The following is a 26,246-nucleotide window of genomic DNA, read 5'->3' as shown; positions in this document are numbered from 1 at the left end:
TTTATATATCCAAGTTTTTCACGTAACGTGCATTCTGTTCAATAAATTCACGACGGGGTTCTACACGATCCCCCATCAACATTTCAAACACTTGATCGGCTTTAATCGCATCATCAATGGTGACACGCAACATCACGCGATTTTCAGGGTCCATCGTTGTTTCCCATAATTGATGATAGTCCATCTCTCCAAGACCTTTATAACGCTGAATACTTGGTTTTGGCGTTGCAGGTAAGCTTGCTAATGTATCGGCCAAATCTTGTTCTGCGTTTTTTCCTGGCTGAATATAATGCACTTTTTTCCCCTGTTTTACTTGATATAAAGGAGGCTGTGCAATATAAACATAACCTGCTTCAACAATTGGACGCATGTAACGATAAAACAGTGTTAAAAGCAATGTACGAATATGCGCACCGTCCACATCCGCATCCGTCATAATTACTAATTTATGATAACGTGCTTTAGCGACATCAAAATCATCACCAAAACCAGTCCCCATAGCAGTGAAAAGTGATCGAATTTCTTGGTTTGCTAAAATCCGATCCATCGAAGCTTTCTCTACGTTCAAAATTTTACCTCGAATAGGTAAAATCGCTTGGAATTCACGGTCTCGTCCTTGCTTAGCTGAACCTCCGGCAGAATCCCCCTCGACAATGTATAACTCGCTTTTTTCTGGATCTCGACTAGAACAATCGGCCAATTTACCTGGCAAGCTACTAATTTCAAGTGCCCCTTTGCGACGTGTCATCTCACGAGCACGTTTCGCTGCCATACGTGCTTTGGAAGCCAATACCCCTTTTTCTACGACTTGTTTAGCCGTCGTCGGATTTTCTAAAAGAAACTTAGATAGCGCTTCTGAAAATAATCGATCGGTAACCCCCCGTACTTCTGAGTTTCCTAATTTTGTTTTGGTTTGACCTTCAAATTGAGGCTCAGGATGTTTAATCGAAATAACAGCTGTCATGCCTTCACGAACATCTTCTCCTGATAAATTATCATCATTTTCTTTCATAATATTTTGCTTGCGAGCATAGTCATTAATGACACGCGTTAAAGCGGATTTAAAGCCCACCTCATGCGTTCCACCTTCATAAGTATGAATATTATTCGCAAAGCTTAATAAGTTCGTGTGGAAGCCATCTGTGTACTGAATAGCCACTTCCACCACGATATCATCTTGTTCCCCTTCAATGTAGATTGGCTCATTAAAAAGTGTTTCTTTACTATGATTTAAGTGTTCAACGTAACTCTTAATCCCACCTTCATAGTGATACTCTTTCTTTTGCTCTTTTCCTTCACGCAAGTCTTCAATTGTTAACATCAACCCGCGATTTAAAAAGGCCAATTCACGCATACGTGTGGCTAATTTATCAAATTCAAACTCGACAGTTTCTTTAAAAATTTCGGCATCCGGCACAAAATGTACAGTCGTTCCATGACGCTCGGTTTCTCCGATAACTTTTAAATCAGAAGCCACTAAACCACGTTCAAAGACTTGATAATGTATTTTTCCATCTTTATAAACTTTAACATCTAGCGTTTCTGACAACGCATTAACCACCGAAGAACCTACCCCATGAAGTCCACCAGATACTTTATAGCCACCTCCGCCAAACTTACCTCCGGCGTGAAGCACTGTAAAGACTGTTTCCACCGCTGGACGACCCGTTTTAGCTTGGATATCTACAGGAATCCCTCGTCCATTATCAATCACTGTAATACTGCCGTCTTTTTCAATTAAAACATTAATCTCATCACAATAACCTGCCAACGCTTCGTCAATCGAGTTATCGACAATTTCCCATACTAAATGGTGTAGGCCTTGAGTACTTGTCGTCCCAATATACATTCCCGGTCGTTTCCGAACCGCTTCCAATCCTTCCAAAACCTGAATCTGACTCGCATCATACTCATGTTCTGAAGGAAGATTCACCTCATGATGTTCTTTTTCTGTCATGCGTTTTCACTTTTCCTTTCCACCTGTCCATCTTTTACTAAATAAATCTCTGGATGTGAGAGCAACTTGTTGGTTAAATGATTCAAAGTGGTCGTCGTCACAAATGTTTGAACTTTCCCCTCGATTGCTGCCAACAAATGAACTTGTCGCTCATCGTCTAACTCGCTCATCACATCATCTAAAAGTAAGATGGGATACTCCCCTATCTGTTCATGAATAAGCTCCACTTCAGCTAATTTGACACTCAAAGCCGTTGTTCGTTGTTGACCTTGAGAACCGTATGTCTGAACATTTTGCCCGTCTATAAAAAAAATAACATCATCGCGATGTGGTCCTAACGACGTTGTTTGAAGCATTAATTCACGCGAACGCTGGCGTGATAACGCCTCTAAAAACAAAGCCTCTATCTCAGCCACCGTTTGCGCTTCTTCTAAAACAAAAGAAGGCTGATACTGCATCGTTAACTTCTCGCGATGATTCGTAATTGCACCATGAATTTCTTGCGCCCACTGCTCTAACTTTTGAATAAACATCAACCGTTCATGTATCACATGAGCCCCAGCTGCTGCTAACTGCTCTGTTAAGACTTCTAGATAGGTTTCATCTAGTTTTTTCTGTTGACGTCCATTTTCTTTTAAATAGCGATTTCGCTGCTTTAAGACATTTTGATAAACACTTAAATGATATAAATAACTAGGATTTACTTGCCCTAATTCCATATCAATAAATTTTCGTCTATTTTGTGGAGAACCTTTTATCAAATATAGGTCTTCCGGTGCAAATAACACGACATTTAGCTCACCAATATAATCACTTAACTTAGCTTGTTCGATATGATTGCGCTTCGTACGACGTCCTTTATTAGAGATAACTATTTCGAGCTCTGTCGTATAGTTTTTTTTAGCTAAAATCCCTCGTATTCTAGCAAAAGACTGTCCCCAACGAATTAACTCTTTTTCGTGCTGACTGCGATGACTACGCGTCATAGCGAGGACATACAGACTTTCTAAAACATTTGTTTTTCCTTGGGCATTTTCACCTAGAAAAACAATCAAATCTTTATTAAAAGAGAGAGAAGCTGACGCATAGTTGCGATAGTCCAACAACTCTAATTGTGTTATTCTCATTCTTCTGAAGCCTCTTCAGCTGTTTCAGAAGGTTTTTTTTCCATAAAAAAAGTACCTACTTCAGGTAACTCCACCATTGATCCTGCGTATAATTTTCGACCACGTCTATTTTCTAACTCACCATCAACAAACACGACATGTTCTTGCAAGTACCACTTTGCCATTCCACCACTAGAAATTTCATTAATTTCTTTTAAAAATTGTCCCAAGGTGATATACGGCGTTTCCAACATAAACTGTGTTTTCAATTTCTCACCTTCTTTTTTTCTTCCTTACTATTATAGCCTTTTTTAAGCAAAAAAACAAATAAACCCTAATCATTTCCCTTTTAAGAGATTTAATCATTAAGATATCTTTTTACCTTAAATGATTAAAAACGCCTAAAAACGAAAAATTAGGGCAAATAATAAAAAGCTGCTGTTGAATCAGCAGCTTTTTTTCTAACTTGTTCGAACTGGTGTAATCAGTTGCACAAATGAAATATCACTATCTTTAGGTTCTAACGTAAACGGACGAAGAGGAGAGATAAACTTAATGGTAATAGCTGTATCTCCAAACGCTTTGAGCGCTGCTTTCATATAGTCTGGGTTAAAGGAAATTTCTAAAGGATCTCCAGACACTTCTTGAAAGACTAATTGCTCTTGGACATTTCCGACTTCTGGTGAGTTACCATACAATGTCACATCATCGGCATTAATGACTAATTTAACAATATTATTACGTCCTTCATGAGAGAAAAGAGACGCACGTTCAATCGCAGCTAATAACGCCGGCACATCAAAACTAATCTCTGTATTAAATTCATTAGGAATGAGACGGTCTGTGTCTGGATATTTACCTTCTAACAAGCGAGAGTAAAAGTGCATGCTATCTGTTTTAAATAAAACTTGATTTTCCATGACACTGACTTCGACTTCTTCCTCTTCATCTGTAAATGAGCGAGATAATTCAATCAAACTTTTACCAGGAATAACCATATCTAGCTCTTTCGCCATACCCCCTAGTGGTATCTTTCTTTGAGCAAGTCGATGACTATCTGTTGCGACAGCTTTTAATTCTTCTGGATGAATAGTTAAGTGAACCCCTGTTAAAATTGGACGACTTTCATGAGCGGAAACAGCAAATACTGTTTCATTAATCAGTTTATTTAACACTCTTACAGGTAATTTTAACTGTTCGGCCTCATCAATCGCAGGTAAGTGTGGATATTGATCAGCATCTAAGCCGTTTATCATAAAATCAGCTGCGCCAGAAGTTAAATGAATCTGATTGTTCTCTTGTAAATCAAAAGAGAAGCGCGTATCAGGTAGTTTTCGGATAATTTCACCTAAAAAACGTGCCTGTAAAACAATAGCGCCTGTTTGTTCAATGACCATTTCAGCTTTTTCATCTTCATGAGATAAAAATGTTTCGATTGAGATATCACCATTACTACCAGTTAGAGATAAACCTTCTTCTGATAGAACAATTTTGACACCAGTTAAAATAGGAATAGTTGTTTTAGAACTAATTGCTCGTTGAATAATTGATAATTCGTTCATAAAAGCGTTGCGATTTATTGAGAATTTCATCATAGTTGAAAATCCTTTCTTTTATTCTTTATATATTAATAAATAATAGTAGTAGTAGGCACTGTTGATAGTGTGGATATGTGGATTCAGCAAATGGTATTAAAAGGTTTTCCACTTGTGGATAACCTGTGGAAAACTAAAGTCGTTTTTTGTTCTTTTCCACAATTACTGTGTTAGTTGATTTTTGATATCATTTATTTCTTTTTGAACGGTCGTATCATGTTCTAATAATTGCTGGATTTTTTCGTGAGAGTGAATAACGGTAGTGTGGTCTTTCCCACCAAACTCCGCTCCGATTTTTGGCAAAGAATTATCCGTCATCTCGCGTGAGAGATACATGGCGATTTGACGTGGCAAGACAATTTTTTTAACGCGTCGTTTTCCTTTTAAATCTTTCAAATCAATATGATAGTAAGCACAGACTGCTTCTTGAATCGCTAAAATAGAGAGTTGTTGATGTGGTGCTAATGGTCGTAGTGTTTTTAATGAATCGGCTGCTAAACTTGTTGTAATATCAGCACCATTCATAGTAGCGTATGCTTGCACACGTACCAATGCTCCTTCTAACTCTCTAATATTAGAATCAATTTGGCCTGCTATGTAACTTAATGTATCATCTGGTATTTCTAAACGTTCAGCGTCTGCTTTTTTTCTTAAAATAGCAATACGTGTTTCTAAATCGGGTGGGGTAATATCGACTGAAAGTCCCCAAGCAAAGCGTGAAACGAGACGTTCTTGTAATTTTGGAATTTCATTTGGTAAACGATCACTTGTTAAAACAATTTGACGTCCATCATTATAAAGTGAATTAAAGGTATGGAAAAACTCTTCTTGAGTTCCTTCTTTATCTGCGAAAAATTGAATGTCGTCAACTAGCAGCAAGTCAACATTGCGGTATTCTTGACGAAATTCTTCTGACGTTCGATTTTGTATCGAGTTAATAAAATCATTGGCGAACGTTTCGCTACTCACATATTTTACTTTCGCGTTAGGTTGATTTAATAACATTTGATGCCCAATCGCATGCATTAAGTGTGTCTTACCTAATCCGACACCACCATAGAAGAAGAGCGGATTATAGGTAGAACCCGGATCTTCGGCTACGACCAACGCAGCCGCATGTGCCATTTGATTTCCTTTTCCGATAACAAAAGTATCAAATGTATATTTAGGATTCAGTAACGCTTTTTTACTATTTTCTTGCGCTTGTTGGTCATTAATTGTATGGCTATCAATCAGAGGTTCCTCTGGTTGAGGTTGTTCGTTTTCAATAATAAAGACTGGAGTAATTTCTTCACCAGTAAGTTTAAAGCCAGTTTCCACAATTTTTGTTGAGAGATTTTTTTCCCAATAATCTTTGTGAAGGGTTGAAGGTACTTTAATCGTTAAAATACCATTTTCTAAGCTAATAGGTGTCGCTTGTTCAATCCAGGCATTAAAACTAGGGGTGGTTAAGATTTTCCGATAAGTATCTTCTAGTTCTTTCCAAATATATTCAATATTTGGCATATTTGCGTCCCTCCTTACAATCATCATCTTTTTCATTTTAGCATTAAAAATAAAAGTTTTCCACTGTTGATAAAAATTTGTGGAAAAGAAATTCACAAGAAAATTAAAACTTATCCACAAGAAGATTTATCGCTGTTAATAAGTTTACAGGAAAACATATTATGTGAAAACGTTGTGGATAACTATAAGTTGTTATATCAAGGTTTTGGAGAGTCAATCCACAGTTTATTGCAAGGATGTGGATAAGTTTATATACAGTGTTTAACTTGTGTATAACCTAAAACTAACTTCTGACTAACTTCTCATAATTAAAATCTTTTCCGCATGGAAGTCACAAAGTAAATAGCGGATTGTGGAAAACTTTTTGCATAAAATATTAACAAAAAACACAGAAGTTAATTTTCGGGAATGAATTTTTGAAAAAAAACAAGAGAGCAATGACCGAAAGTAAAAATAAAAACACGATGAAAAAATGATAGGATTACAATAAAGAGTTGACAGAAGAGCTCTTTTTTCGTATACTGTTAAAGTCTATCTAACTAATAATAGAAATAGAGTGGATATATCTTAATTAGGAGGTGCCTCGAAATGAAAAGAACCTATCAACCAAGCAAACGTAAACATAAACGAGTTCATGGATTCCGTAAACGCATGAGTACTAAAAATGGCCGTAGAGTTTTAGCAAACAGACGCCGTAAAGGAAGAAAAGTATTATCTTCATAAGCCGCTGAACCTATTCAGTGGTTTTTTTTTATTTTTAAATGACAAGTTTCTTTTAATCGCGTGATGTATTTTTTTAAAATTATGCTATTATTGATGAGAGAGTCTATCGTGATAAAGACTGAGAGGATGTGAGTGACGGATGAAGAAAAAATTTCGAATTAAGCAGGAAAAAGAGTTTCGAGAGATTATGCAGTTAAAAAACTCTTTTGCCAATCGACATTTGATTATTTATATCCGGCATCATAATCAATATCATCATCCGCGAGTCGGATTATCCGTGGGGAAAAAACTAGGCAATGCTGTCAAACGTAACCAAGTAAAACGCTACTTAAGACAAGCTATGCAAGGGGTATTTGCTGAGTTACCTCCGGATATCGATATTATTTTGATTGCACGTCCTCAAGCTGCCAATCTTTCTTATTATGAGATGGAAAAAAATCTTCATCATGTTTTAAGACTTGCTGATATATGGAAAGACAAGCAATAAAATAAGAGGAGTCAAGAAATGAAGAATAAGAAAAAGCTTTTATTATTTTTAGGGCTAACGAGTTTAGTCGTGATTTTGACAGCGTGTGGTACGACAGATGTTTCGGTAAATAGTACAGGGATTTGGGAGCGTTATATCGTTTATAACTTTGCCCGTGTCATTCAGTTCTTATCTTTTGGAAATCCCGGTGTTGGTATTATCCTATTTACTTTGTTAGTTCGAATCATTCTTTTCCCATTGATGAACTATCAAAATAAGAGTATGAAGAAGACACAAGAGCTACAACCGAAGATTAAAGAATTGCAAGAGCAGTATTCATCTAAAGATCCTGATACCGTTCGTAAGTTGCAAGAAGAGCAACAACGCTTATATGATGAGCATGGCGTCAATCCTTTTGCAGGGTGCTTACCATTATTAGTCCAAATGCCTATTTTAATGGCCGTTTGGCAAGCAATCTCTCGGGTTCCAGCCTTAACAGAAGGTCAGTTTTTATGGTTGGAGTTAGGGAAGATTGACCCGACGTACATTTTACCAGTCTTGGCAGCTATTCTAACGTTTATCAGTACGAAGTTAGCAAGTATGAATCAATTAGAAGCTAATCCATCGATGAAAGTCATGAACTACATGATGCCCGCGATGATTTTACTAATGGGAGTTCGTCTAGCAAGTGGTTTATCTCTTTACTGGGTTATTTCAAATGCGTTCCAAGTGGTTCAAACGTTAATCATTAACAATCCTTTCCAAGCACGACGTGAACGTGAAGAAGAGGAAAGAAAACAAAAAGAATTAGAACGTGCTTTAAGACGTGCTCAAAGTCCGAAGAAAAAACGTAATAAACGTTAATCAATCAAGCTCAACAGGAGGTTATCTTATGTCAAAGTATGAAGGTATATCTGTCGAAGAAGCTATTGCCAAAGGATTAAAAGAACAAGGTTTAACTAAAGAAACAGCGTCGATTCGTATTGTTCAAGAAGCAAAGAAAGGTTTTCTTGGTTTTGGTAAACAAATCGCTATTGTAGAAGTAACACCGCACGAGCAAACGGTAGAGTCGTCAGTCGAAACAGCACCGGTTGTCGAGATAGAGAAAGTCGAAAGACCAGTACCAACAACGACAAAACCGCAAGAAGTCAAAGACGCGCCAACTGAACGTTTATCAGAAGAAGAGACACTGAAAGCTTTGGCTGTTTATCTAACTGAAATTTCACAAGGGTTAGGCGCACCGGCCTTAGTAAAAATCGAGCGTCACTCTGACCATACTGTTTTACATCTTGAATCTAAACAAGCTGGTCGTTTAATCGGCAAACATGGCCGGGTACTCAACGCTATTCAGTATTTAGCGCAAGTCTTTATCCATCGCACGGCTGATCAACGCATGTCGGTTGTGGTCAATGTAGGCGATTATCGTGAACGTCGTGAAGCCACACTAGAACGTATGGCTAAACAAGCAGCACGTAAAGCATTGGATACGCAACAACCCGTCTTCTTAGAGCCAATGCCAGCGTTTGAGCGTAAAATGATTCATGGTATCTTATCTGCTAATAAACGCATTGAAACTCATTCAGAAGGGGAAGAACCACATCGTTATCTTGTCGTGTCACCCCGTCGATCATAAGATGTTTAACCAGTCGAGCAGCTTTATGCCGACTGGTTTTTTACTTGCAAAAAAAGAGAGATTACGGTATGATTTAAAGCAATTGAAGTAGCAGTCAAAGTGCTAATTCACCTTATTTAAAGGGGTGAAGTGGGCACTTTTTTTGTGCCTAAAAAAGAAAGGACGAAAGTTAATGGCTAATATTATAGAATTTGATACGATTGCTGCCATTTCAACTCCACCAGGAGAAGGCGCAATTAGTATCGTTCGTTTAAGTGGAGAAGAAGCAGTCAGTATTGCTAATCGTGTATTTCAGTCAAATGTTGATTTAGCGAGCGTTACTTCGCATACGATTCATTACGGACATATTAAGGACGTACGTCGTGATACCGTCTTGGATGAGGTCATGGTGACCGTTATGCGTGCTCCTCGTACGTTTACGCGTGAAGATGTTATTGAAATCAACTGTCACGGTGGCATGGTAGTCACGAATCAAATTTTACAACTGTTATTGCGAGAAGGTGCTCGTTTAGCAGAACCGGGTGAGTTTACCAAGCGTGCGTTCTTAAATGGACGGATAGATTTGTCACAAGCTGAAGCTGTTATGGATTTGATTCGAGCTAAAACAGATAAAGCCATGCATCTTGCAGTTGAACAGCTTGACGGCCAGTTGTCACATTTAATCCGCTTATTACGTCAAGAGATTTTACAAACGTTGGCTCAAGTTGAAGTTAATATAGATTACCCAGAGTACGATGATGTTGAAGAGATGACATCGCGCTTGTTAGTGGAGAAAGCAACAAGTGTGCGTACGCAGATATTAGAACTCTTACGTACGGCTCAACAAGGGAAAATATTACGAGAAGGTCTAGCTACAGCGATTATCGGTCGACCGAATGTAGGGAAATCGAGTTTGTTAAACCATTTGATTAAAGAAGATAAAGCGATTGTCACGGATATTGCTGGTACGACACGCGACGTCATCGAAGAATATGTTAACGTTCGAGGAGTTCCTTTAAAATTAATCGACACGGCAGGTATTCGTGAAACAGACGATGTCGTAGAACGTATTGGGGTCGAGCGCAGTCGTCAAGCATTGGCAGAAGCCGATTTAATTTTACTACTCTTAAATAGTAGCGAAGAGTTAACTAAAGAAGACAAGCAATTATTAGAAGCTACACAGGGAATGAAACGTCTTATTCTTTTAAATAAAACAGATTTACCAACACATTTAGCGGATGAAGAACTTGCCGCTTATCTCAATGAGGAAGAAGTTTTACCGATTTCTGTTATGACCAGCCAAGGAATTGATGTGTTAGAAGAACAAATCGCTGCCCTTTTCTTTGATGAAGGTGTGAGTGAGAAAGATGCGACGTATGTATCTAACAACCGTCATATAGGCTTGTTAGAAGAAGCTGAACAGGCGTTAGATGAAGTTATTCAAGGGATAGAGATGGGAATGCCTGTGGACCTCGTTCAAATAGATATGACGCGTGCATGGGACTTATTAGGAGAAGTCGTCGGTGATAGCGTACAGGATGAACTGATTACCCAGCTCTTTAGTCAATTTTGCTTAGGAAAATAAAGGAGGTTAAACAATGACCATAGGATACGAAGAAAATTATGATGTGATTGTCGTCGGAGCGGGTCATGCGGGATCAGAAGCGGCTTTAGCGAGTGCACGTATGGGTCTTTCGACCTTGTTATTGACGATAAATTTAGATATGGTCGCTTTCATGCCGTGTAATCCGTCACTAGGAGGTCCGGCAAAAGGTGTGGTCGTACGTGAAATAGACGCGCTAGGAGGCGAAATGGGGCGTAATATCGATAAGACCTATATTCAGATGAGAATGTTGAATACTGGGAAAGGACCGGCTGTAAGAGCCTTAAGAGCGCAAGCAGATAAGAATGACTATGCCGAAGCGATGAAACACACGATTGAACGCCAAGAAAATCTAATCTTGCGTCAAGGAATGGTGGATGAATTAATCGTAGAAGAAGGTGTCTGTCGTGGCGTGGTTACTTCAACAGGCACACGTTATCATAGTCAAGCGGTTATCATTACAGCAGGAACAGCGCTTAAAGGGGAAATTATTATTGGAGAGTTAAAATACTCTTCAGGTCCTAATAATTCTCAGCCGTCGCTAAAACTATCAGACAACCTGAAAGAGCTAGGATTTGAAATCGATCGATTCAAAACAGGAACGCCACCACGCGTACGTTCAGGCTCGATAGATTACAGTGTTACTGAAGAACAACCGGGTGATGAAACACCAAATCACTTTAGCTTTGAAACAAAAGATGAAGACTATAAGACTGAACAATGGTCGTGTTGGCTGACTTATACCAATGAACAGACGCATGAGATTATTCAAAATAATCTGCATCGCGCCCCAATGTTTACTGGGATTGTTGAGGGAGTTGGAGCGAGATACTGTCCATCAATTGAAGATAAAATTGTCCGCTTTAATGACAAGCCACGTCATCAAGTCTTTCTAGAACCAGAAGGAAAAGATACGGAAGAAGTATACGTACAAGGACTGTCTACCTCTCTCCCTGAAGACGTGCAACACGCTATGTTACGCACTGTCCCAGGCTTAGAAAAAGTGGAAATGATGCGTAGCGGCTATGCGATAGAGTATGATGTGGTCGTACCACATCAATTACGTCCGACTTTAGAAACGAAAAAAATAGAAAATCTTTATACAGCTGGTCAGACAAATGGAACAAGTGGGTATGAAGAAGCAGCTGGACAAGGTTTATTAGCCGGTATTAATGCAGCGTTAAAAATTAAGGGAGAAGAACCGCTTGTTTTAAAACGCAGCGATGGCTATATTGGTGTCATGATTGATGACCTTGTGACTAAAGGGACTTTAGAACCTTATCGTTTATTAACATCACGAGCTGAATATCGATTAATTTTACGTCACGATAATGCCGATTTACGTTTAAGTGAAATTGGTCATCGCGTGGGTCTGTTATCAGATGAACGCTATGAACGTTATTTAGCAAAAAAAGCAAAAGTAGAGCAAGAGTTAAAACGATTGAAAAAAATTCGTTTAAAACCAACCCCGGAATTACAAGCTTTTCTAGCTGAAAAACACTCTGCAGCGTTAAAAGATGGTATCTTAGTGGCGGACTTACTGAAACGTCCTGAGATGCATTATGAAGAGCTGATGCCCTTTTTTGAAGCACCAGAAGAACCGTTAGACCGTCGCGAAATAGAACAAATCGAAATTCAAATCAAGTATGAAGGATATATCAAAAAAGCGTTAGACAAAGTGGATAAATTAAAACGTCTTGAAGCGAAACGTATCCCGTCATATATTGACTATGATGCGATTGATAGTCTAGCAACGGAAGCACGTCAAAAACTAAAACAAATTCGCCCAGAAACGATAGCGCAAGCAAGTCGAATAAGTGGTGTGAACCCTGCAGATATCAGTATTTTAATGGTCTATATCGAACAAGGAAAAATAGCGAAGATAGAGGAAGAAAAGGCTTAGAGATAAGCCTTTTTTCTTATGCTAAAAATATAATATTAAATATATTTTTTTGCGTTTTAAATGAGCCTATGTGATACAAAGCCGTAATGATTTATATGATATATAGCTTAAGAAAATTGACATTTTTATAGATAATAGCGGTGTACTACTTCCGTTTGTACCTTACAGAGCTGGATGCGTCCCGCTCTTTTTTTATTATATTTCTATTATTATGTCTAATAATAAAAGGGAAACTATACGTAATGGTTTATTTTGTGTGGTTTTTCTGCTACATTTAAGCTAATCCTTTGGTTGAGTTGCTTTAAAGGAGAAGTACTTTAAACCAATGAAAGCGAGTGATTTTATGAAAAAGACAAATTTCTTTGTGGTTTTTTGGTTGTTGCTATCGCTAATATCATTTGTCGTGTTTGTGATTAGTTTTAGTAGTTTTTGGAATGATATTGCATATTTGGTTTTTCCTAGTAACGAACAATATATGAACGAGATGGAAATAAAACGAGACATGATTAAAGTAGTGCCGATGATTATTTTAGGAGCAAGTGTTTTTGTGGTAGGGATTAAACAGGGTTTGAAAACGTACCACGAATCATAAACTGACGAATAAAACAGCTAAAATGTTTCACGTGAAACATTTTAGCTGTTTTTTGCTTTGTTTTTAAGTGAAATTAGCGATAAATAATTGCACTTAAAGAGGGTTTAGGCTAAAGTATAAAAGGATGTCGTAGTTAAGCGACGAGAGGAAAGGATGACGTTCTTTGAAACCGGAACAATTTAGAGAGTTATTAGCGGAAAAAGGGGTAGTATTAACAGACCAACAAATGGCGCAATATCGTATATATTTTGATTATTTAGTGGAGTGGAATGCTAAGATTAATTTGACAGCTATTACAGATCAAGAAGGTGTTTATTTAAAGCATTTTTATGATTCATTAACGTTATCATTCATTCAAGAATTTGATAACGAAGCCTATCATCTATGTGACGTTGGGTCGGGAGCTGGTTTTCCAAGTATTCCATTAAAAATCGCCTTTCCGCATTTAAAAATCACGATTGTCGATTCTTTAAACAAGCGTATTAAGTTTCTATCTGAATTAGTTGAAGCATTGGATTTATCTGATGTAACGTTATGTCACAGTCGAGCAGAAGATTTCGGTCAAAATAAGGCATATCGTGAACAATTTGATTTCGTGACCGCTCGAGCAGTGGCGCGTTTAAATGTGTTAAGTGAGTTGTGTTTACCGTTAGTGAAAAAAGATGGCTATTTCCTAGCAATGAAAGCGGCGAAAAGTGAAGAAGAATTATCAGAAGCACAAAAGGCTATTGCCGTACTAGGTGGTAAGTTCATTCGTGAAACAACAACGACGCTTCCTAGCTCTGAAGAAGATAAGCGTTCGTTAATCGTCATACAGAAGAAAAAAGAAACACCGAAAAAATATCCAAGAAAAGCAGGAACACCGAATAGATCACCGCTAAAATAGTCGCAAACAGTTAAAGAAATCTACTAATAACTGTGATATAATAGGAATGTTAATGATAAAATGAAACTGTAAGAAAGAAAGCGGAGGAAGAAATATGGCACGGATTATCTCAGTGGCAAACCAAAAAGGTGGCGTCGGCAAAACAACGACGACGGTTAACCTAGGGGCAAGTCTGGCTTATAATGGAAAAAAGGTACTCATCGTGGACATTGACGCCCAAGGAAACGCTACGAGTGGTATCGGTGTAAGAAAGTCAGATGTTGGCAAAGACGTTTATGACGTTTTAGTTAACGAAGAGCCGATGACCAATGTCATTCATGAAACGTCACGCGAAAACTTAGAAATAGTCCCCGCTACGATTCAATTAGCGGGAGCAGAAATAGAATTAACCCCGATGATGGCGAGAGAATCTCGTTTAAAATCAGCTTTAGATGAAATTAAAGATCAATACGACTACGTCTTGATAGACTGTCCACCGTCGTTAGGTCATTTAACAATTAATGCCTTCACTGCAAGTGATTCAATTTTAATCCCTGTGCAGTGTGAATATTACGCGTTAGAAGGATTGAGTCAGTTACTAAATACTATCCGCTTAGTTCAAAAGCACTTTAATCCAGAGTTACGTATTGAGGGAGTCTTGCTGACAATGTACGATGCGCGAACAAATTTAGGGTCAGAAGTCGTGCAGGAAGTGCGTAAGTATTTTAGAGAACGAGTGTATGATACGATTATTCCACGCAATGTTCGATTGTCGGAAGCACCGAGTCATGGTTTGTCAATTATTGACTATGATCCACGTTCAAGAGGGGCTGAAGTTTACTTGTCATTAGCAAAGGAAGTGTTAGCGCATGAGTAAAAATAGCAAAGGACTAGGACGAGGCATTGACGCGTTATTCCAAGATTTTTCAAATTTAGAAGAGGTCGATGTAAAAAAGGAAGAAATTCGTGAGATTTCTCTAGAAGAGTTACGTCCTAACCCATATCAACCACGTAAAACGTTTGATGAAACGGCATTAAAAGAACTAGCACGTTCTATCGAACAATCAGGTGTTTTTCAGCCAATTATCGTCAGAAAGTCCGATGTAAAAGGCTATGAAATCATCGCTGGAGAACGTCGTTTCCGTGCGTCAAAATTGGCTAAAAAAGAAACAATACCAGCGATCGTCCGTGAATTTAACGAAGAAGAAATGATGCAAATCGCTGTATTGGAAAACTTGCAGCGTGAAGATTTGAGTCCACTCGAAGAAGCAGAAGCCTATGAGATGTTGATGAAAAACTTGAAGTTAACGCAGGCGGAAGTGGCGGAAAAATTAGGAAAGAGTCGTCCTTATATCGCGAACTATTTGCGCTTACTAACTTTACCAGCGTTGGTAAAAGATTTAGTTCAAGATGAGCAAATTACAATGGGGATTGCCCGTACATTGCTTGGCTTAAAAGATAAAGAACAAATCGTTCCTGTCGCAAAACGTGTTATTAAAGAAAACATGACGGTTCGTCAGCTCGAAGTACTCGTAAATGAGATGAACGAGGGAGCGTTAAAGAAAAAAGAGCCAAAAAAAGTAGCACAGAAAAAACCGTATTATATTCGTGAAAGTGAAGAGCGCTTGATGGATAAATTTGGCACGTCTGTACATATTCAAGAAAAGTCAGGCAAAGGGAAAATTGAAATCGAGTATTTGTCTCAAGAAGACTTGACGCGAATACTGGAAATCTTAGAAATAAAATTTGATTAAAAGAGAGGCGAAAACGCATGTATGAACTAGGAGACATTGTGGAGATGAAAAAGCCACACGCGTGTCAAACGAATAGCTGGGAAATCATTCGCATGGGCATGGACATCAAGATTCGATGTGAAAACTGTCGCCATATAGTAATGATGCCACGCCGTGATTTTGAAAAGAAATTAAAAAAAGTGATACGAAAAAAAGATGAGGCTGAAAAATAACTCAGCCAAACCATAATGAAAGAGAGAGTTGTTCATGTCATTAACAGCAGGAATTGTAGGATTACCAAACGTTGGGAAATCCACGTTATTTAATGCGATTACGAAAGCGGGAGTCGAAGCGGCAAACTATCCGTTTGCGACGATTGACCCTAACGTTGGAATGGTCGAAGTGCCAGATGCTCGTTTGGATGAGTTAACCCGCTTAGTAAAACCGAAAAAAACGGTCCCAACAACCTTTGAATTTACCGATATTGCCGGTATTGTTAAAGGAGCAAGTAAGGGTGAAGGGTTAGGAAACCAATTTTTAAGCCATATTCGTCAAGTAGATGCTATTTGTCACGTTGTCCGTTGTTTTGATGATGAAAATATTACGCATGTGGCAGGCGTTGTTGATCCTTTAGCCGATATTGAAACGATTAATATGGAATTAGTCTTAGCCGACCTAGAGTCCGTTGAGAAACGTCATAGCCGAGTCGCTAAAATTGCTAAGACAAAAGATAAAGAAGCAGTGGCAGAGTTAGCTGTCTTAGATAAGATAAAACCAGCGTTGGAAGATGGACAATCTGTAAGAACGCTTTCATTTACGGAAGATGAAGAGAAAATTGTAAAAGGAATGTTCCTTCTTACGTCTAAACCCGTTTTATATGTAGCTAACGTATCCGAAGAAGAAGTGTCTGATACGGATAACAATCCATATGTCAATCAAGTCCGTGAATTTGCTGCAACTGAAAATGCTAAAGTCATTACCGTTTGTGCAAGTGCGGAAGAAGAAATTGCAGAGTTAGACGATGAAGACCGTCAAGAATTTTTAGAAGCTTTAGGCATTGAGGAATCAGGTCTTGACCAGTTGATTCGTGAAGCCTATGATTTATTAGGCTTAGCCACTTACTTTACCGCAGGTGAAAAAGAAGTGCGTGCTTGGACCTTTAAAAAAGGGATGAAAGCACCTCAATGTGCAGGTGTGATTCATACTGACTTTGAAAAAGGCTTTATTCGTGCCGAAACTGTGTCGTTTGATGATTTAAAACACTACGGTAGTATGTCAGCTGCCAAAGAAGCAGGACGTGTCCGCTTAGAAGGTAAAGAGTACGTCGTTGAAGACGGCGACGTCATGTTATTCCGCTTTAACGTTTAAAATCCGTTCAGTACCATCATTCACTTGTCAGGGGGTCATTTTTTGGAAGAACAAGATTTACTACGTCAGATGATGGCGAAAAATAGAGAGTTAGAAAAACAACTCACGAAACGAAACGAGCAATATATTTTTGATTTAAAAAAAGCCATGAACGTGGCGAATTTATCTGAAGAAGAAAAAGTTAAAGTGCTAGATGAAATGTTAACACCACTTGTAGAAGGTCAAAAAACAGGGAAAACCGCTCGTCAATTATTTGGAACGGTATCTGAGCGTTTAGAAGTAATTTTAAATGCCCCAAAACCTTCTCGCTTAGGGTCACGTAATGAGCTATGGCTAGATAATAGCTTATTAATGTTTGGTTTCTTATCGCTGATGGCAGGCTTATTACCTATGCTAAGTAAAACACCTACAACGAGTCAACAAGGTGGTTTATTCACCTTGTTAATCGGTTCTATCTCTGGTGGATATGCGTTCTATTTGATATACAAATATATCTATAGCTACGACCACCCCGATGCCGACAAGAGTAAAAAACCAGGAATTTGGAAATCTATGTTATTAATGGCGGGGATCATGCTAGGATGGATGGTCGTCTTTATGTTGACTGCTTTTATCCCACCTGCTATTAACATCGTCTTCCAACCAGCCGTCTATGTGGTTATCGGTGCTGGCGCATTAGCTTTGCGTTATTATTTAAGAAAAAAATTAAATCTTACTGGTAGTATGTTTATTCGTCAGTAAAAGAGAGTCGTCTTGCGTTTGCAAGGCGACTTTTTTAATGAGAATTTGATTTGTTTTTGTCAACAGTGATTGACTAATACTGTTATATTTGATATTTTATTAGATAAAAATAAAAATAGAGGAGATGTCCAATACATGTCTAAGTGGGAAACAAAATTCGCAAAAAAAGGCTTAACATTTGATGATGTATTACTAATACCAGCAGAAAGTCACGTGTTACCAGATGAAGTAGACATGGCAATCGAGTTAGCCCCTAATTTAAAGCTAAACATACCGTTTTTAAGTGCCAGTATGGACACGGTAACGGAAAGCAAAATGGCCATTTCAATGGCACGTCAAGGTGGACTGGGGGTCATTCATAAAAATATGTCCATCGAAGCACAGGCGGATGAAGTCCGTAAAGTAAAACGTTCAGAGAGTGGTGTCATTATCGACCCGTTCTTTTTAACACCGACTCATACCGTCGCAGATGCAGAAGAATTAATGTCAAAATATCGTATTAGCGGTGTGCCAATTGTTGAAACATTGGAAAACCGTAAACTAGTCGGTATTTTAACGAACCGCGACTTACGTTTTATCACAGATTATACCGTGGCTATCGATGAAGTCATGACAAAAGATCAGCTTGTAACGGCTCCGATAGGCACTTCTTTAAAAGACGCAGAAAAGATTTTACAACGTCATAAAATTGAAAAGCTACCTATTATTGACGAAGAAGGTCGTTTAAGCGGGTTGATTACGATTAAAGATATTGAGAAAGTGATCGAATTTCCACGTGCGGCAAAAGACGAACATGGTCGTTTGCTTGTAGCGGCGGCTGTCGGGGTGACAAGTGATACTTTCGAACGAGCAAGTGCCCTACTTGAAGCAGGGGCGGATGCTATTATTATCGATACGGCACACGGTCACAGTGCAGGGGTTATTCGTAAAATTAAAGAAATTCGAGAAACATTCCCAGAAGCGACGTTAATAGCAGGGAATATTGCGACCGCAGAAGGCGCTCGAGCATTGTATGATGTTGGGGTAGATGTTGTTAAAGTAGGAATTGGACCGGGTTCTATCTGTACGACACGGGTTGTTGCCGGTGTCGGTGTGCCACAATTAACAGCTGTCTATGATGCTGCATCCGTAGCGCGTGAATACGGCAAAACGATTATTGCTGATGGTGGAATTAAGTTTTCTGGCGACGTTGTGAAAGCTTTGGCTGCAGGAGGCCATGCAGTTATGCTAGGAAGCATGCTAGCTGGGACAGATGAATCTCCAGGTGAATTTGAAATTTTCCAAGGGCGCCGCTTTAAAACATATCGTGGTATGGGCTCACTAGGTGCGATGGAAAAAGGGTCAAGTGACCGTTACTTCCAAGGAGGTGTCAATGAAGCCAATAAATTAGTTCCAGAAGGTATCGAAGGACGGGTCGCCTACAAAGGAAGCGTCGCCGATATTATTTTCCAAATGGTTGGTGGTTTGAAAGCAGGTATGGGATATGTAGGAGCAGGTAACTTGAAACAACTACGTGATGAAGCACAGTTTGTTCAAATGAGTGGCGCTGGATTACGCGAATCACATCCACACGATATCCAAATTACGAAAGAAGCACCAAACTATTCGATTGAATCATAAATAGCGAATAGATAGAAAAGAAAAAGCCAAACATCCTCACGATGTTTGGCTTTTTTTACATTATTTTTTTGCTGCTTCTATCTTAGTAATACCACCCATATAAGGGACAAGTGCTTCAGGTATCGTCACACTGCCGTCAGCGTTTTGATAGTTTTCCAAGATGCCAACGACTGTTCGGCCAACAGCTAAACCAGAACCATTAAGGGTATGAACGTATTGCAGCTTACCGTTTTCGTCACGGTAACGGATTTTACCACGGCGTGCTTGGAAATCCGTACAGTTAGAGCAAGAACTAATCTCACGGTATGTTTCCTGTGCAGGAACCCACACTTCTAAGTCGTAAGTTTTAGCGGCTGAGAATCCCATATCACCGGTAGATAGTGCGAGAACGCGGTACGGCAAACCAAGTTTTTGTAAAATCGCTTCAGCGTCATTCGTCATTTTTTCTAATTCGTCATATGAAGAAGATGGATCGGTAAATTTAACCATCTCGACTTTATTAAATTGATGCAAACGAATTAAACCACGAGTATCGCGCCCCGCACTGCCTGCTTCTGAGCGATAACATGGGCTGAAAGCAGTAAAGTATTGTGGTAAGGTATCACCTGCTAAAATTTCATCGCGATAATAATTCGTCAATGGGACTTCGGCTGTCGGAATGAGTGTCAAATCACTATCAGCTAGTTGGAAGACATCTTCGGTAAACTTCGGAAATTGCCCTGTACCGAACATAGATGCACTGTTGACGATATTAGGTGTTAACATTTCCGTGTAACCATGTTCATCAGTATGCACGTCTAACATAAAGTTGAAAACGGCTCTTTCTAGTTTGGCCCCTAGTCCTTTGTAATAGACGAAACGGCTACCAGAAACTTTTGCCCCACGTTCGAAATCAAGGATATCGAGTGCTTCGCCAATTTCCCAGTGAGGTTTAGGTTCAAAATCAAATGTCTTAGGTGTTCCCCAACGACGGACTTCGACGTTAGCGTCTTCGTCTTCTCCGACAGGGACGCTAGCGTCGGGTATATTAGGCAAACGAACTGCAATATAAGTCAGTTTTTCATCGACAGCTTGTAAGGCTTGGTCGAGTTCTTTAATAGTAGCGCCGACTTCTTTCATTTGATTAATCTTATCTTGCGCGTCTTCCTTATTTTTTTTTAATCGAGCAATTTCTTCAGAAACAGTATTACGTTCTTTTTTCTTTTCTTCGACTTGGACGAGTAAACGGCGTCGTTCTTCGTCTAGTGTTTTAAACTCTTCTAATACCGCAGGGTCAACGCCACGTGTTTGTAGAGCTTGTGTTACCGTATCAAATTCTTGTCTTATTTTTTTTACATCTAACATAGTGATTCCTCCTAAATAATATAATCAATAAAAAATCCGTTCAGCCCAAAGAGAAAAGACTCTCTGGGACGAACGGATTGAAATTCGCGGTGCCACCCAAATTCAACTGACCAATCAGTTGCACTTGTGATACAGATAACGGCTGTAACCGAAATGAATTATTTCTTCATTTACTCTTATAAAAGATGGATTCCCCTGTTTTCTTTGCTAACTTTCACCACCCGTTAGCTCTCTATAAAAGAAAATACAGCGTACTAGTCTTTGAGTCTTGATATTATATAGTAGTATAGCGAATGATAAGGTGTTTTGTCAATAAGGGTTAAAAAAGACGTTGGAAAAATGCTTGTGTTTTTTTAACAATTTTTTGTAAAAAAGAAAGAGAGTCTATCGTTTCTCCGGCATAAATAGGGATACTGACGCTTTCAGTTTGATCAAAAAGTGTTTCTTTTGCCGTGCCGGGCAGCTTAATTACCGCATGTCCAACTACCTCTGATTGCTGAATGGGCATTTTCAGGGTATTGTTTTTCGTCCATTTATGTTCATCCGGTACAAATTCTGTTTGAACCGATTGATTTTTTGGTAACCAGTAAACTGGCCCTTTTTGGTAGTGTAGTGTCACTTTAGGTTTCGTTCCATAGTCCGTAGTTGCTTCTTGGTAAATCGCATCTGGCTCGACAATCGGGCGTTGTTCCCAGTCGTCCAGTGCGTAGTTCATTAAGTTCTGTGTTTCTTCAAAACGTTTACCTGTATCTTCGTCGTATTCTTCCACGTGCATCACTACAGTAATAACACGACGCTGATCGCGTGAGATAAGTCCGGCAAAGTTAGTACCTGCTAACTCGGTAGTGCCCGTTTTTAGCCCTTGTACACCGGGGGTTTCAAAAGCCATACCGGGAAGCATTGCATTCGTCGACTCGAGTATGACTTCTTCAGGTGTGCCTTCTGCAAATAAGGCAGTCGGTTGTGAAGTGTCATCTAATATTTCGGGAAAATCATGGATTAAATGGTAAATGACAAGTGCCATATCTCTCGCGGACATGAGATTTTCTTCATTTGGACCGGAACCGGGATAAATCTGACCTCTTGCGTCTTCGTTATTAATACCAGAAGTGGAAATGAGATACGCATTGTGAATCCCCCACTCTTCGACTTTTTCTCGCATTTTGTCAACGAACGCCACTTCACTACCCGCTACACGTTCTGATAGGGCGATGATAGCGGCGTTAGCTGAAACTTTTTCGGCCGCATCAAATAAATCTTCTATAGTGTAATGATGATTTTGAGCTAAAAAGACATTGGATAACTCGGTGTTATGACTTAATTCGTAGAGATGTTCGTTAATCGTCATAGTCTCATCCCATGACAACTCGCCGTTATGAATCGCTTCTAATATGAGATAAAACGAGATGAGTTTTGTCATAGAGGCGATGGGAAGAGGCTCTTGGCTATTTTTTTCATAAAAAATCTGTCCCGAATCCGCATCAATCGCAATCGCAGCTTGTGCTAGACTGTCGAAAGGTATATCTGAGGTAGCAGCTAAGCTAGATAACGGAGACAAAAGCAACAAGATGACTGAGAAAAATATCGTGAGTGGTTTTCTCATTTTTTTATACATCATTTGAAACTCCTTTTTTCTCATTTGGCGGATTTCCTTGTTCTAAAGGGAGGTGAATGACGAATGTCGTCCAACCATTTTCAGATTTGACAAAGATATAGCCGCCGTGTAACACAATAATGCTTTGAGCAATCGCAAGTCCTAAGCCAGTTCCACCTGTTTCCTGTGAACGAGAAGCCTCTACGCGATAAAAACGTTCGAAAACTTGATTGAGTGCTTTTTCAGGAATTGTCGCTCCGTCATTCGCTACAGTGACAACGACTTCCGACCCGACTTTCTCAGCATTTAGTAAAATTTGTTTGCCGTCTTTTCCGTATTTTAAGGCGTTAGAGATGAGATTGTTAAAGACTCTTACGAGTTTTTCAGTATCTCCCGTCATAACAATCGGTCTTTTAGGTGGCACGACGTCGATTACCATTTGTCTACGTTGCGCTTCTAATTCAAAATCTGCAGCTAGTTGTTCTAATAATTGGCACATATCAAAAGAAGAAAGTTGTAAAGGAGCACTTGGTTGTCTTATTTTCGTATATTCAAACAAGTCGTCGACTAATACTTTCATTTGTTTGGCTTTGTTATAAGCGGTTTTCGTATAGTGTCGCAATTCTTGCTCATTTGAGTATTTTTCTTCTTCTATTAATCCTAAGTAACCAATAATAGACGTAAGTGGCGTGCGAATGTCATGGCTGATATTGGTAATCAATTCATCTTTTGATTTTTCAATGCGACGTTCTTCTTCCAGCGCTTGAACGGTACTATCAACTAAGCGATTAACACTGTTAACGACTTTACCTAAATCACCATTTAGTTTAAATGGAATACGATGGTCAAAATTATTATCCGCAATATAATGTAACTCACGGATGATATGACGCAATTGCATTTGATGATAGCGGCGAATAAGTCGCCAGTATAGAACGAGAATATCGATAATCAGTAAGATAAACGTTGCAATTTTTGAAAAAGAATAGACTGAATCGATAAAAAAGGTTTGATATAAAACTTCTTTAAAACTAAAGATGATACTTTCGAGCTGTGAATTTTCTTGAACGGCAATACGACTTAAGCCAAGAATCGCGACGTTTAATAGTAGTAAGAGAATGATTGTGACGATTCCTTCTACTAATAGCTCGCTTTTTTCTTTGGACGTGAGTTGTATTCGTTGGTTTGCTGGGATTTTTTTATGTTTTCTAATTCGCATTGATTTTATAGCCTACTCCCCAAACAGTTTCGATGACTTTTTCTCCGCCAGTTGCTGTTTCAATTTTATCACGCAAATGGCTAACGTGAACCATAACCGTTTTGGCTGACACGAGACTCTCCTGTTGCCAGACTCGTTCAAAAATATCATTCGCACTGAAGACGCGGTTTGGATGACTCGCAAGCAAATGAAGGATACCAAACTCCAACGCTGTTAACTGAATAGGTACGCCTTGATCAGTGGTTACCTCGTGTGAATCTTTATTAATAATAAGAGGCCCTATTTTTAATGCATCTGGTTCGTCACTTTTCATTTGCTGTTTGGAACGGCGTAACAAAGATTTGGCACGCGCCATTACTTCTAACGGATTGAACGGCTTAGTAACATAGTCATCCGCACCTGCGACAAGGCCCTTAATTTTATCCATGTCTGTCGTACGAGCGGTCAGCATGATAATCGGAATATCCGATTCTTTGCGAAGCTCCTTCACGACGGACATCCCGTCCATTTCAGGCATCATAATATCTAAAATCATTAAATCAATATTAGGTTCCGTGATGACTTTTGTCATGGCTTCCTTACCGTCATAGGCTTTAATCACATCGTAACCTTCGTTTTTAATATAAATACTTAATAACTCTACAATCTCTTTATCATCATCGACGACTAAAATTTTCATTGTCGATCCTCCTTTTATGCAGTTGTTATTTATATTGTATCAAAAACTTACTTGAAACTAATATAAAAGCGCCCATAATTAAATGAAACTTATAATTATAGCCATGTCTTGAAATGATGTGAGAGGTGTACGATAATAAATAGAGAAAGAAAGAGTAATCTTTTATATAGTAGAAAGGGGATAAACATGCGCATTTATTTAGTAAGACATGGTCGTACGGAATATAATGAACAGGGAATTGTTCAAGGTGGAGAAGTGAATTCAGATTTGACAGAAGTTGGGATTGAAGGAGCTTTACAAGCAGGTGAAAAACTAAAAGAGGTAAACTTTGATAAAGTATACGCGAGTCCTCTAGGTCGAACAATGGCAACTGCGAAATATTTATTAAAAGGGCAAGGTAAATCAGAAGATGAAACCATCTATCCACTAGAAGGTTTTAAAGAGTTTATGTTTGGTGCTTGGGAAGGTAAGAAAGTAAGCGAGCTAAAAGAACACCCACAATACTTTAATTTAAAAAAGGCTCCCGAAAAATATGATCCAACAGAGATGGGTGGCGAAACTTATTCGCAATTAGTTGCACGTAGCTATGCAGAACTAGAAAAACTTGCCAAACATCATGCTGAAAGTGATAAGGTGCTAGTAGTCTCTCATGCTGTTACTATTACGACGTTATTAAAGTATTTACAAGGATATGATATTGCAGACTTTCGTCGAGATGGATTAGTTGATAACACGAGTATATCTATAGTAGAAACGTGTGATAAAGGAAAAACTTGGAAAGTTTTAAAAATAAACGGATAAAAGTGTTGACACTCTAAATAAGAGCATGGTACTATATAAAAGTTGTCGCTGACAAACATCTAAAAAATAAACGAAAAGAAATTTTAAAAAGTAGTTGACCAAGTCAACTAACCATGTTATGATTTAGAAGTTGTCAGATACACCGACATCAAAAAAACATTTTAAAAAAGTTTTAAAAAATAGTTGACATGTTCAACTGAACGTGCTATTATTTAGAAGTTGTCAAAACAGACGACGAAAACTTAATTTAAAAAAATTAAATAAAAGTGTTGACAATCAAATGTCGACATGTTATTATTTAAAAGTTGCTACTAACGCAACGAAGTAGACCTTTGAAAACTGAACAAAGTAAGACGAACCAAATGTGTAGGGCGTTTTTACAAGTGTAAAAACAAACACAATTTTACAGTTTTTTATAAAAACTGATAGTGAAGTCAATTCGCTAGCAAACAACAAATGAGCTAAACATCTTCGGATGTTATCATACTTTTAATGAGAGTTTGATCCTGGCTCAGGACGAACGCTGGCGGCGTGCCTAATACATGCAAGTCGAACGCTTCTTTTTCACCGGGTGCTTGCACCCACCGAGAAAGAGGAGTGGCGGACGGGTGAGTAACACGTGGGCAACCTGCCCATCAGAGGGGGATAACACTTGGAAACAGGTGCTAATACCGCATAATTATTTTTGTCGCCTGACAGAAAGATAAAAGACGCTTTCGGGTGTCACTGATGGATGGGCCCGCGCTGCATTAGCTAGTTGGTGGGGTAACGGCTCACCAAGGCCATGATGCATAGCCGACCTGAGAGGGTGATCGGCCACACTGGGACTGAGACACGGCCCAGACTCCTACGGGAGGCAGCAGTAGGGAATCTTCGGCAATGGACGAAAGTCTGACCGAGCAACGCCGCGTGAGTGAAGAAGGTTTTCGGATCGTAAAACTCTGTTGTTAGAGAAGAACAAGTGAGAGAGTAACTGTTCTCACCTTGACGGTATCTAACCAGAAAGCCACGGCTAACTACGTGCCAGCAGCCGCGGTAATACGTAGGTGGCAAGCGTTGTCCGGATTTATTGGGCGTAAAGCGAGCGCAGGCGGTTCCTTAAGTCTGATGTGAAAGCCCCCGGCTCAACCGGGGAAGGTCATTGGAAACTGGGGAACTTGAGTGCAGAAGAGGAGAGTGGAATTCCATGTGTAGCGGTGAAATGCGTAGATATATGGAG

Annotated in this window: 24 protein-coding genes, 1 rRNA gene and 1 other annotated feature (1 of these 26 running past the window's edge); of the genes, 16 read left to right on the top strand and 9 right to left on the bottom strand. The window is 39.0% G+C overall.

What is annotated here, in order from left to right; genetic code table 11:
• Position 1: 1 nt before the first annotated feature.
• The 5 genes from gyrB to dnaA form a co-directional block, all read right to left on the bottom strand.
• Complete coding sequence (gene gyrB, locus M2919_RS06560; RefSeq protein WP_248848442.1) at positions 2 to 1,957, bottom strand: DNA topoisomerase (ATP-hydrolyzing) subunit B; 1,956 nt, start codon at positions 1,955 to 1,957, stop codon at positions 2 to 4.
• Positions 1,954 to 3,084, bottom strand: coding sequence for a DNA replication/repair protein RecF (recF, locus tag M2919_RS06555; RefSeq protein ID WP_248848441.1), 1,131 nt, complete (start codon positions 3,082 to 3,084; stop codon positions 1,954 to 1,956). The genes gyrB and recF overlap by 4 nt, the downstream gene beginning before the upstream one ends.
• The gene (yaaA, locus tag M2919_RS06550; protein WP_023606923.1) at positions 3,081 to 3,332 is read right to left on the bottom strand and encodes a S4 domain-containing protein YaaA; all 252 of its coding nucleotides are present in this window, start codon (positions 3,330 to 3,332) and stop codon (positions 3,081 to 3,083) included. Before yaaA ends, recF begins: the two co-directional genes overlap by 4 nt.
• Positions 3,333 to 3,524: 192 nt before the next feature.
• Entirely contained in the window at positions 3,525 to 4,655 is a 1,131-nt protein-coding gene (dnaN, locus tag M2919_RS06545; RefSeq protein ID WP_126762245.1) for a DNA polymerase III subunit beta, read from the bottom strand.
• Between the two features lie 165 nt (positions 4,656 to 4,820).
• Positions 4,821 to 6,164: a chromosomal replication initiator protein DnaA gene (gene dnaA / locus M2919_RS06540; protein WP_023606906.1), complete on the bottom strand. Its 1,344-nt coding sequence runs from the start codon at positions 6,162 to 6,164 to the stop codon at positions 4,821 to 4,823.
• A gap of 588 nt (positions 6,165 to 6,752) precedes the next feature.
• Here dnaA and rpmH point away from each other — a divergent pair.
• The 14 genes from rpmH to guaB all read left to right on the top strand — a co-directional run bounded on the left by rpmH (position 6,753) and on the right by guaB (position 19,390).
• Positions 6,753 to 6,887 (top strand): 50S ribosomal protein L34, encoded by a 135-nt coding sequence (gene rpmH, locus M2919_RS06535; RefSeq protein WP_023606905.1) that lies wholly within the window; start codon positions 6,753 to 6,755, stop codon positions 6,885 to 6,887.
• Between the two features lie 139 nt (positions 6,888 to 7,026).
• The gene (rnpA, locus tag M2919_RS06530; protein WP_023606904.1) at positions 7,027 to 7,374 is read left to right on the top strand and encodes a ribonuclease P protein component; all 348 of its coding nucleotides are present in this window, start codon (positions 7,027 to 7,029) and stop codon (positions 7,372 to 7,374) included.
• Between the two features lie 18 nt (positions 7,375 to 7,392).
• Positions 7,393 to 8,217, top strand: a complete 825-nt coding sequence (locus M2919_RS06525) for a YidC/Oxa1 family membrane protein insertase (RefSeq protein WP_023606903.1) — start codon at positions 7,393 to 7,395, stop codon at positions 8,215 to 8,217.
• A 28-nt stretch (positions 8,218 to 8,245) separates the two neighbouring features.
• Positions 8,246 to 8,986, top strand: a complete 741-nt coding sequence (gene jag, locus M2919_RS06520) for an RNA-binding cell elongation regulator Jag/EloR (RefSeq protein ID WP_248848440.1) — start codon at positions 8,246 to 8,248, stop codon at positions 8,984 to 8,986.
• Positions 8,987 to 9,158: 172 nt separating this feature from the next.
• Positions 9,159 to 10,550, top strand: coding sequence for a tRNA uridine-5-carboxymethylaminomethyl(34) synthesis GTPase MnmE (gene mnmE, locus M2919_RS06515; RefSeq protein WP_248848439.1), 1,392 nt, complete (start codon positions 9,159 to 9,161; stop codon positions 10,548 to 10,550).
• Between the two features lie 13 nt (positions 10,551 to 10,563).
• The gene (gene mnmG, locus M2919_RS06510; RefSeq protein ID WP_276520476.1) at positions 10,564 to 12,471 is read left to right on the top strand and encodes a tRNA uridine-5-carboxymethylaminomethyl(34) synthesis enzyme MnmG; all 1,908 of its coding nucleotides are present in this window, start codon (positions 10,564 to 10,566) and stop codon (positions 12,469 to 12,471) included.
• A gap of 343 nt (positions 12,472 to 12,814) precedes the next feature.
• Positions 12,815 to 13,063, top strand: coding sequence for a hypothetical protein (locus M2919_RS06505; RefSeq protein WP_152514079.1), 249 nt, complete (start codon positions 12,815 to 12,817; stop codon positions 13,061 to 13,063).
• A gap of 163 nt (positions 13,064 to 13,226) precedes the next feature.
• Positions 13,227 to 13,949 (top strand): 16S rRNA (guanine(527)-N(7))-methyltransferase RsmG, encoded by a 723-nt coding sequence (gene rsmG, locus M2919_RS06500; RefSeq protein WP_248848438.1) that lies wholly within the window; start codon positions 13,227 to 13,229, stop codon positions 13,947 to 13,949.
• A 94-nt stretch (positions 13,950 to 14,043) separates the two neighbouring features.
• Positions 14,044 to 14,805 carry a ParA family protein gene (locus tag M2919_RS06495; protein WP_248848437.1) on the top strand — a complete coding sequence of 254 codons (762 nt, stop codon included), beginning with the start codon at positions 14,044 to 14,046 and terminating at the stop codon, positions 14,803 to 14,805.
• Complete coding sequence (locus tag M2919_RS06490; RefSeq protein ID WP_248848436.1) at positions 14,798 to 15,682, top strand: ParB/RepB/Spo0J family partition protein; 885 nt, start codon at positions 14,798 to 14,800, stop codon at positions 15,680 to 15,682. The genes M2919_RS06495 and M2919_RS06490 overlap by 8 nt, the downstream gene beginning before the upstream one ends.
• A gap of 17 nt (positions 15,683 to 15,699) precedes the next feature.
• Entirely contained in the window at positions 15,700 to 15,894 is a 195-nt protein-coding gene (locus M2919_RS06485; protein ID WP_023606895.1) for a DUF951 domain-containing protein, read from the top strand.
• Positions 15,895 to 15,928: 34 nt separating this feature from the next.
• Positions 15,929 to 17,029 carry a redox-regulated ATPase YchF gene (gene ychF / locus M2919_RS06480; protein ID WP_023606894.1) on the top strand — a complete coding sequence of 367 codons (1,101 nt, stop codon included), beginning with the start codon at positions 15,929 to 15,931 and terminating at the stop codon, positions 17,027 to 17,029.
• A gap of 69 nt (positions 17,030 to 17,098) precedes the next feature.
• The gene (locus tag M2919_RS06475) at positions 17,099 to 17,770 is read left to right on the top strand and encodes a DUF1129 domain-containing protein (RefSeq protein WP_038100999.1); all 672 of its coding nucleotides are present in this window, start codon (positions 17,099 to 17,101) and stop codon (positions 17,768 to 17,770) included.
• A gap of 135 nt (positions 17,771 to 17,905) precedes the next feature.
• On the top strand, positions 17,906 to 19,390 hold the full coding sequence (guaB, locus tag M2919_RS06470) for an IMP dehydrogenase (RefSeq protein WP_248848435.1): 1,485 nt from the start codon (positions 17,906 to 17,908) through the stop codon (positions 19,388 to 19,390).
• A gap of 60 nt (positions 19,391 to 19,450) precedes the next feature.
• Here the strand turns inward: guaB and serS are convergent, their stop codons facing one another.
• The 4 genes from serS to croR form a co-directional block, all read right to left on the bottom strand.
• Positions 19,451 to 20,734, bottom strand: coding sequence for a serine--tRNA ligase (gene serS / locus M2919_RS06465; RefSeq protein WP_248848434.1), 1,284 nt, complete (start codon positions 20,732 to 20,734; stop codon positions 19,451 to 19,453).
• A gap of 61 nt (positions 20,735 to 20,795) precedes the next feature.
• Positions 20,796 to 21,012: a binding site (T-box leader), on the bottom strand.
• 41 nt (positions 21,013 to 21,053) lie between these two features.
• The gene (locus M2919_RS06460; RefSeq protein ID WP_248848433.1) at positions 21,054 to 22,352 is read right to left on the bottom strand and encodes a serine hydrolase; all 1,299 of its coding nucleotides are present in this window, start codon (positions 22,350 to 22,352) and stop codon (positions 21,054 to 21,056) included.
• On the bottom strand, positions 22,342 to 23,547 hold the full coding sequence (locus M2919_RS06455) for a sensor histidine kinase (RefSeq protein ID WP_248848432.1): 1,206 nt from the start codon (positions 23,545 to 23,547) through the stop codon (positions 22,342 to 22,344). Before M2919_RS06455 ends, M2919_RS06460 begins: the two co-directional genes overlap by 11 nt.
• Positions 23,537 to 24,226, bottom strand: a complete 690-nt coding sequence (gene croR, locus M2919_RS06450) for a response regulator transcription factor CroR (protein WP_126763766.1) — start codon at positions 24,224 to 24,226, stop codon at positions 23,537 to 23,539. Before croR ends, M2919_RS06455 begins: the two co-directional genes overlap by 11 nt.
• A 186-nt stretch (positions 24,227 to 24,412) precedes the next feature.
• On the opposite strand from croR, the gene M2919_RS06445 reads away from it, so the two are divergent.
• Both M2919_RS06445 and M2919_RS06440 read left to right on the top strand, forming a co-directional pair.
• A complete protein-coding gene (locus M2919_RS06445; RefSeq protein WP_248848431.1) occupies positions 24,413 to 25,027 on the top strand; it encodes a histidine phosphatase family protein in 615 nt (204 codons plus the stop codon).
• 488 nt (positions 25,028 to 25,515) lie between these two features.
• A 16S ribosomal RNA gene (locus tag M2919_RS06440) occupies positions 25,516 to 26,246 on the top strand (it continues 829 nt past the right edge of the window).

Source organism: Vagococcus lutrae, from assembly GCF_023299185.1.
In the GTDB taxonomy this organism is placed as follows: Bacteria; Bacillota; Bacilli; order Lactobacillales; family Vagococcaceae; genus Vagococcus_A; species Vagococcus_A lutrae.
This window is presented reverse-complemented; position numbering and strand designations above follow the sequence as displayed.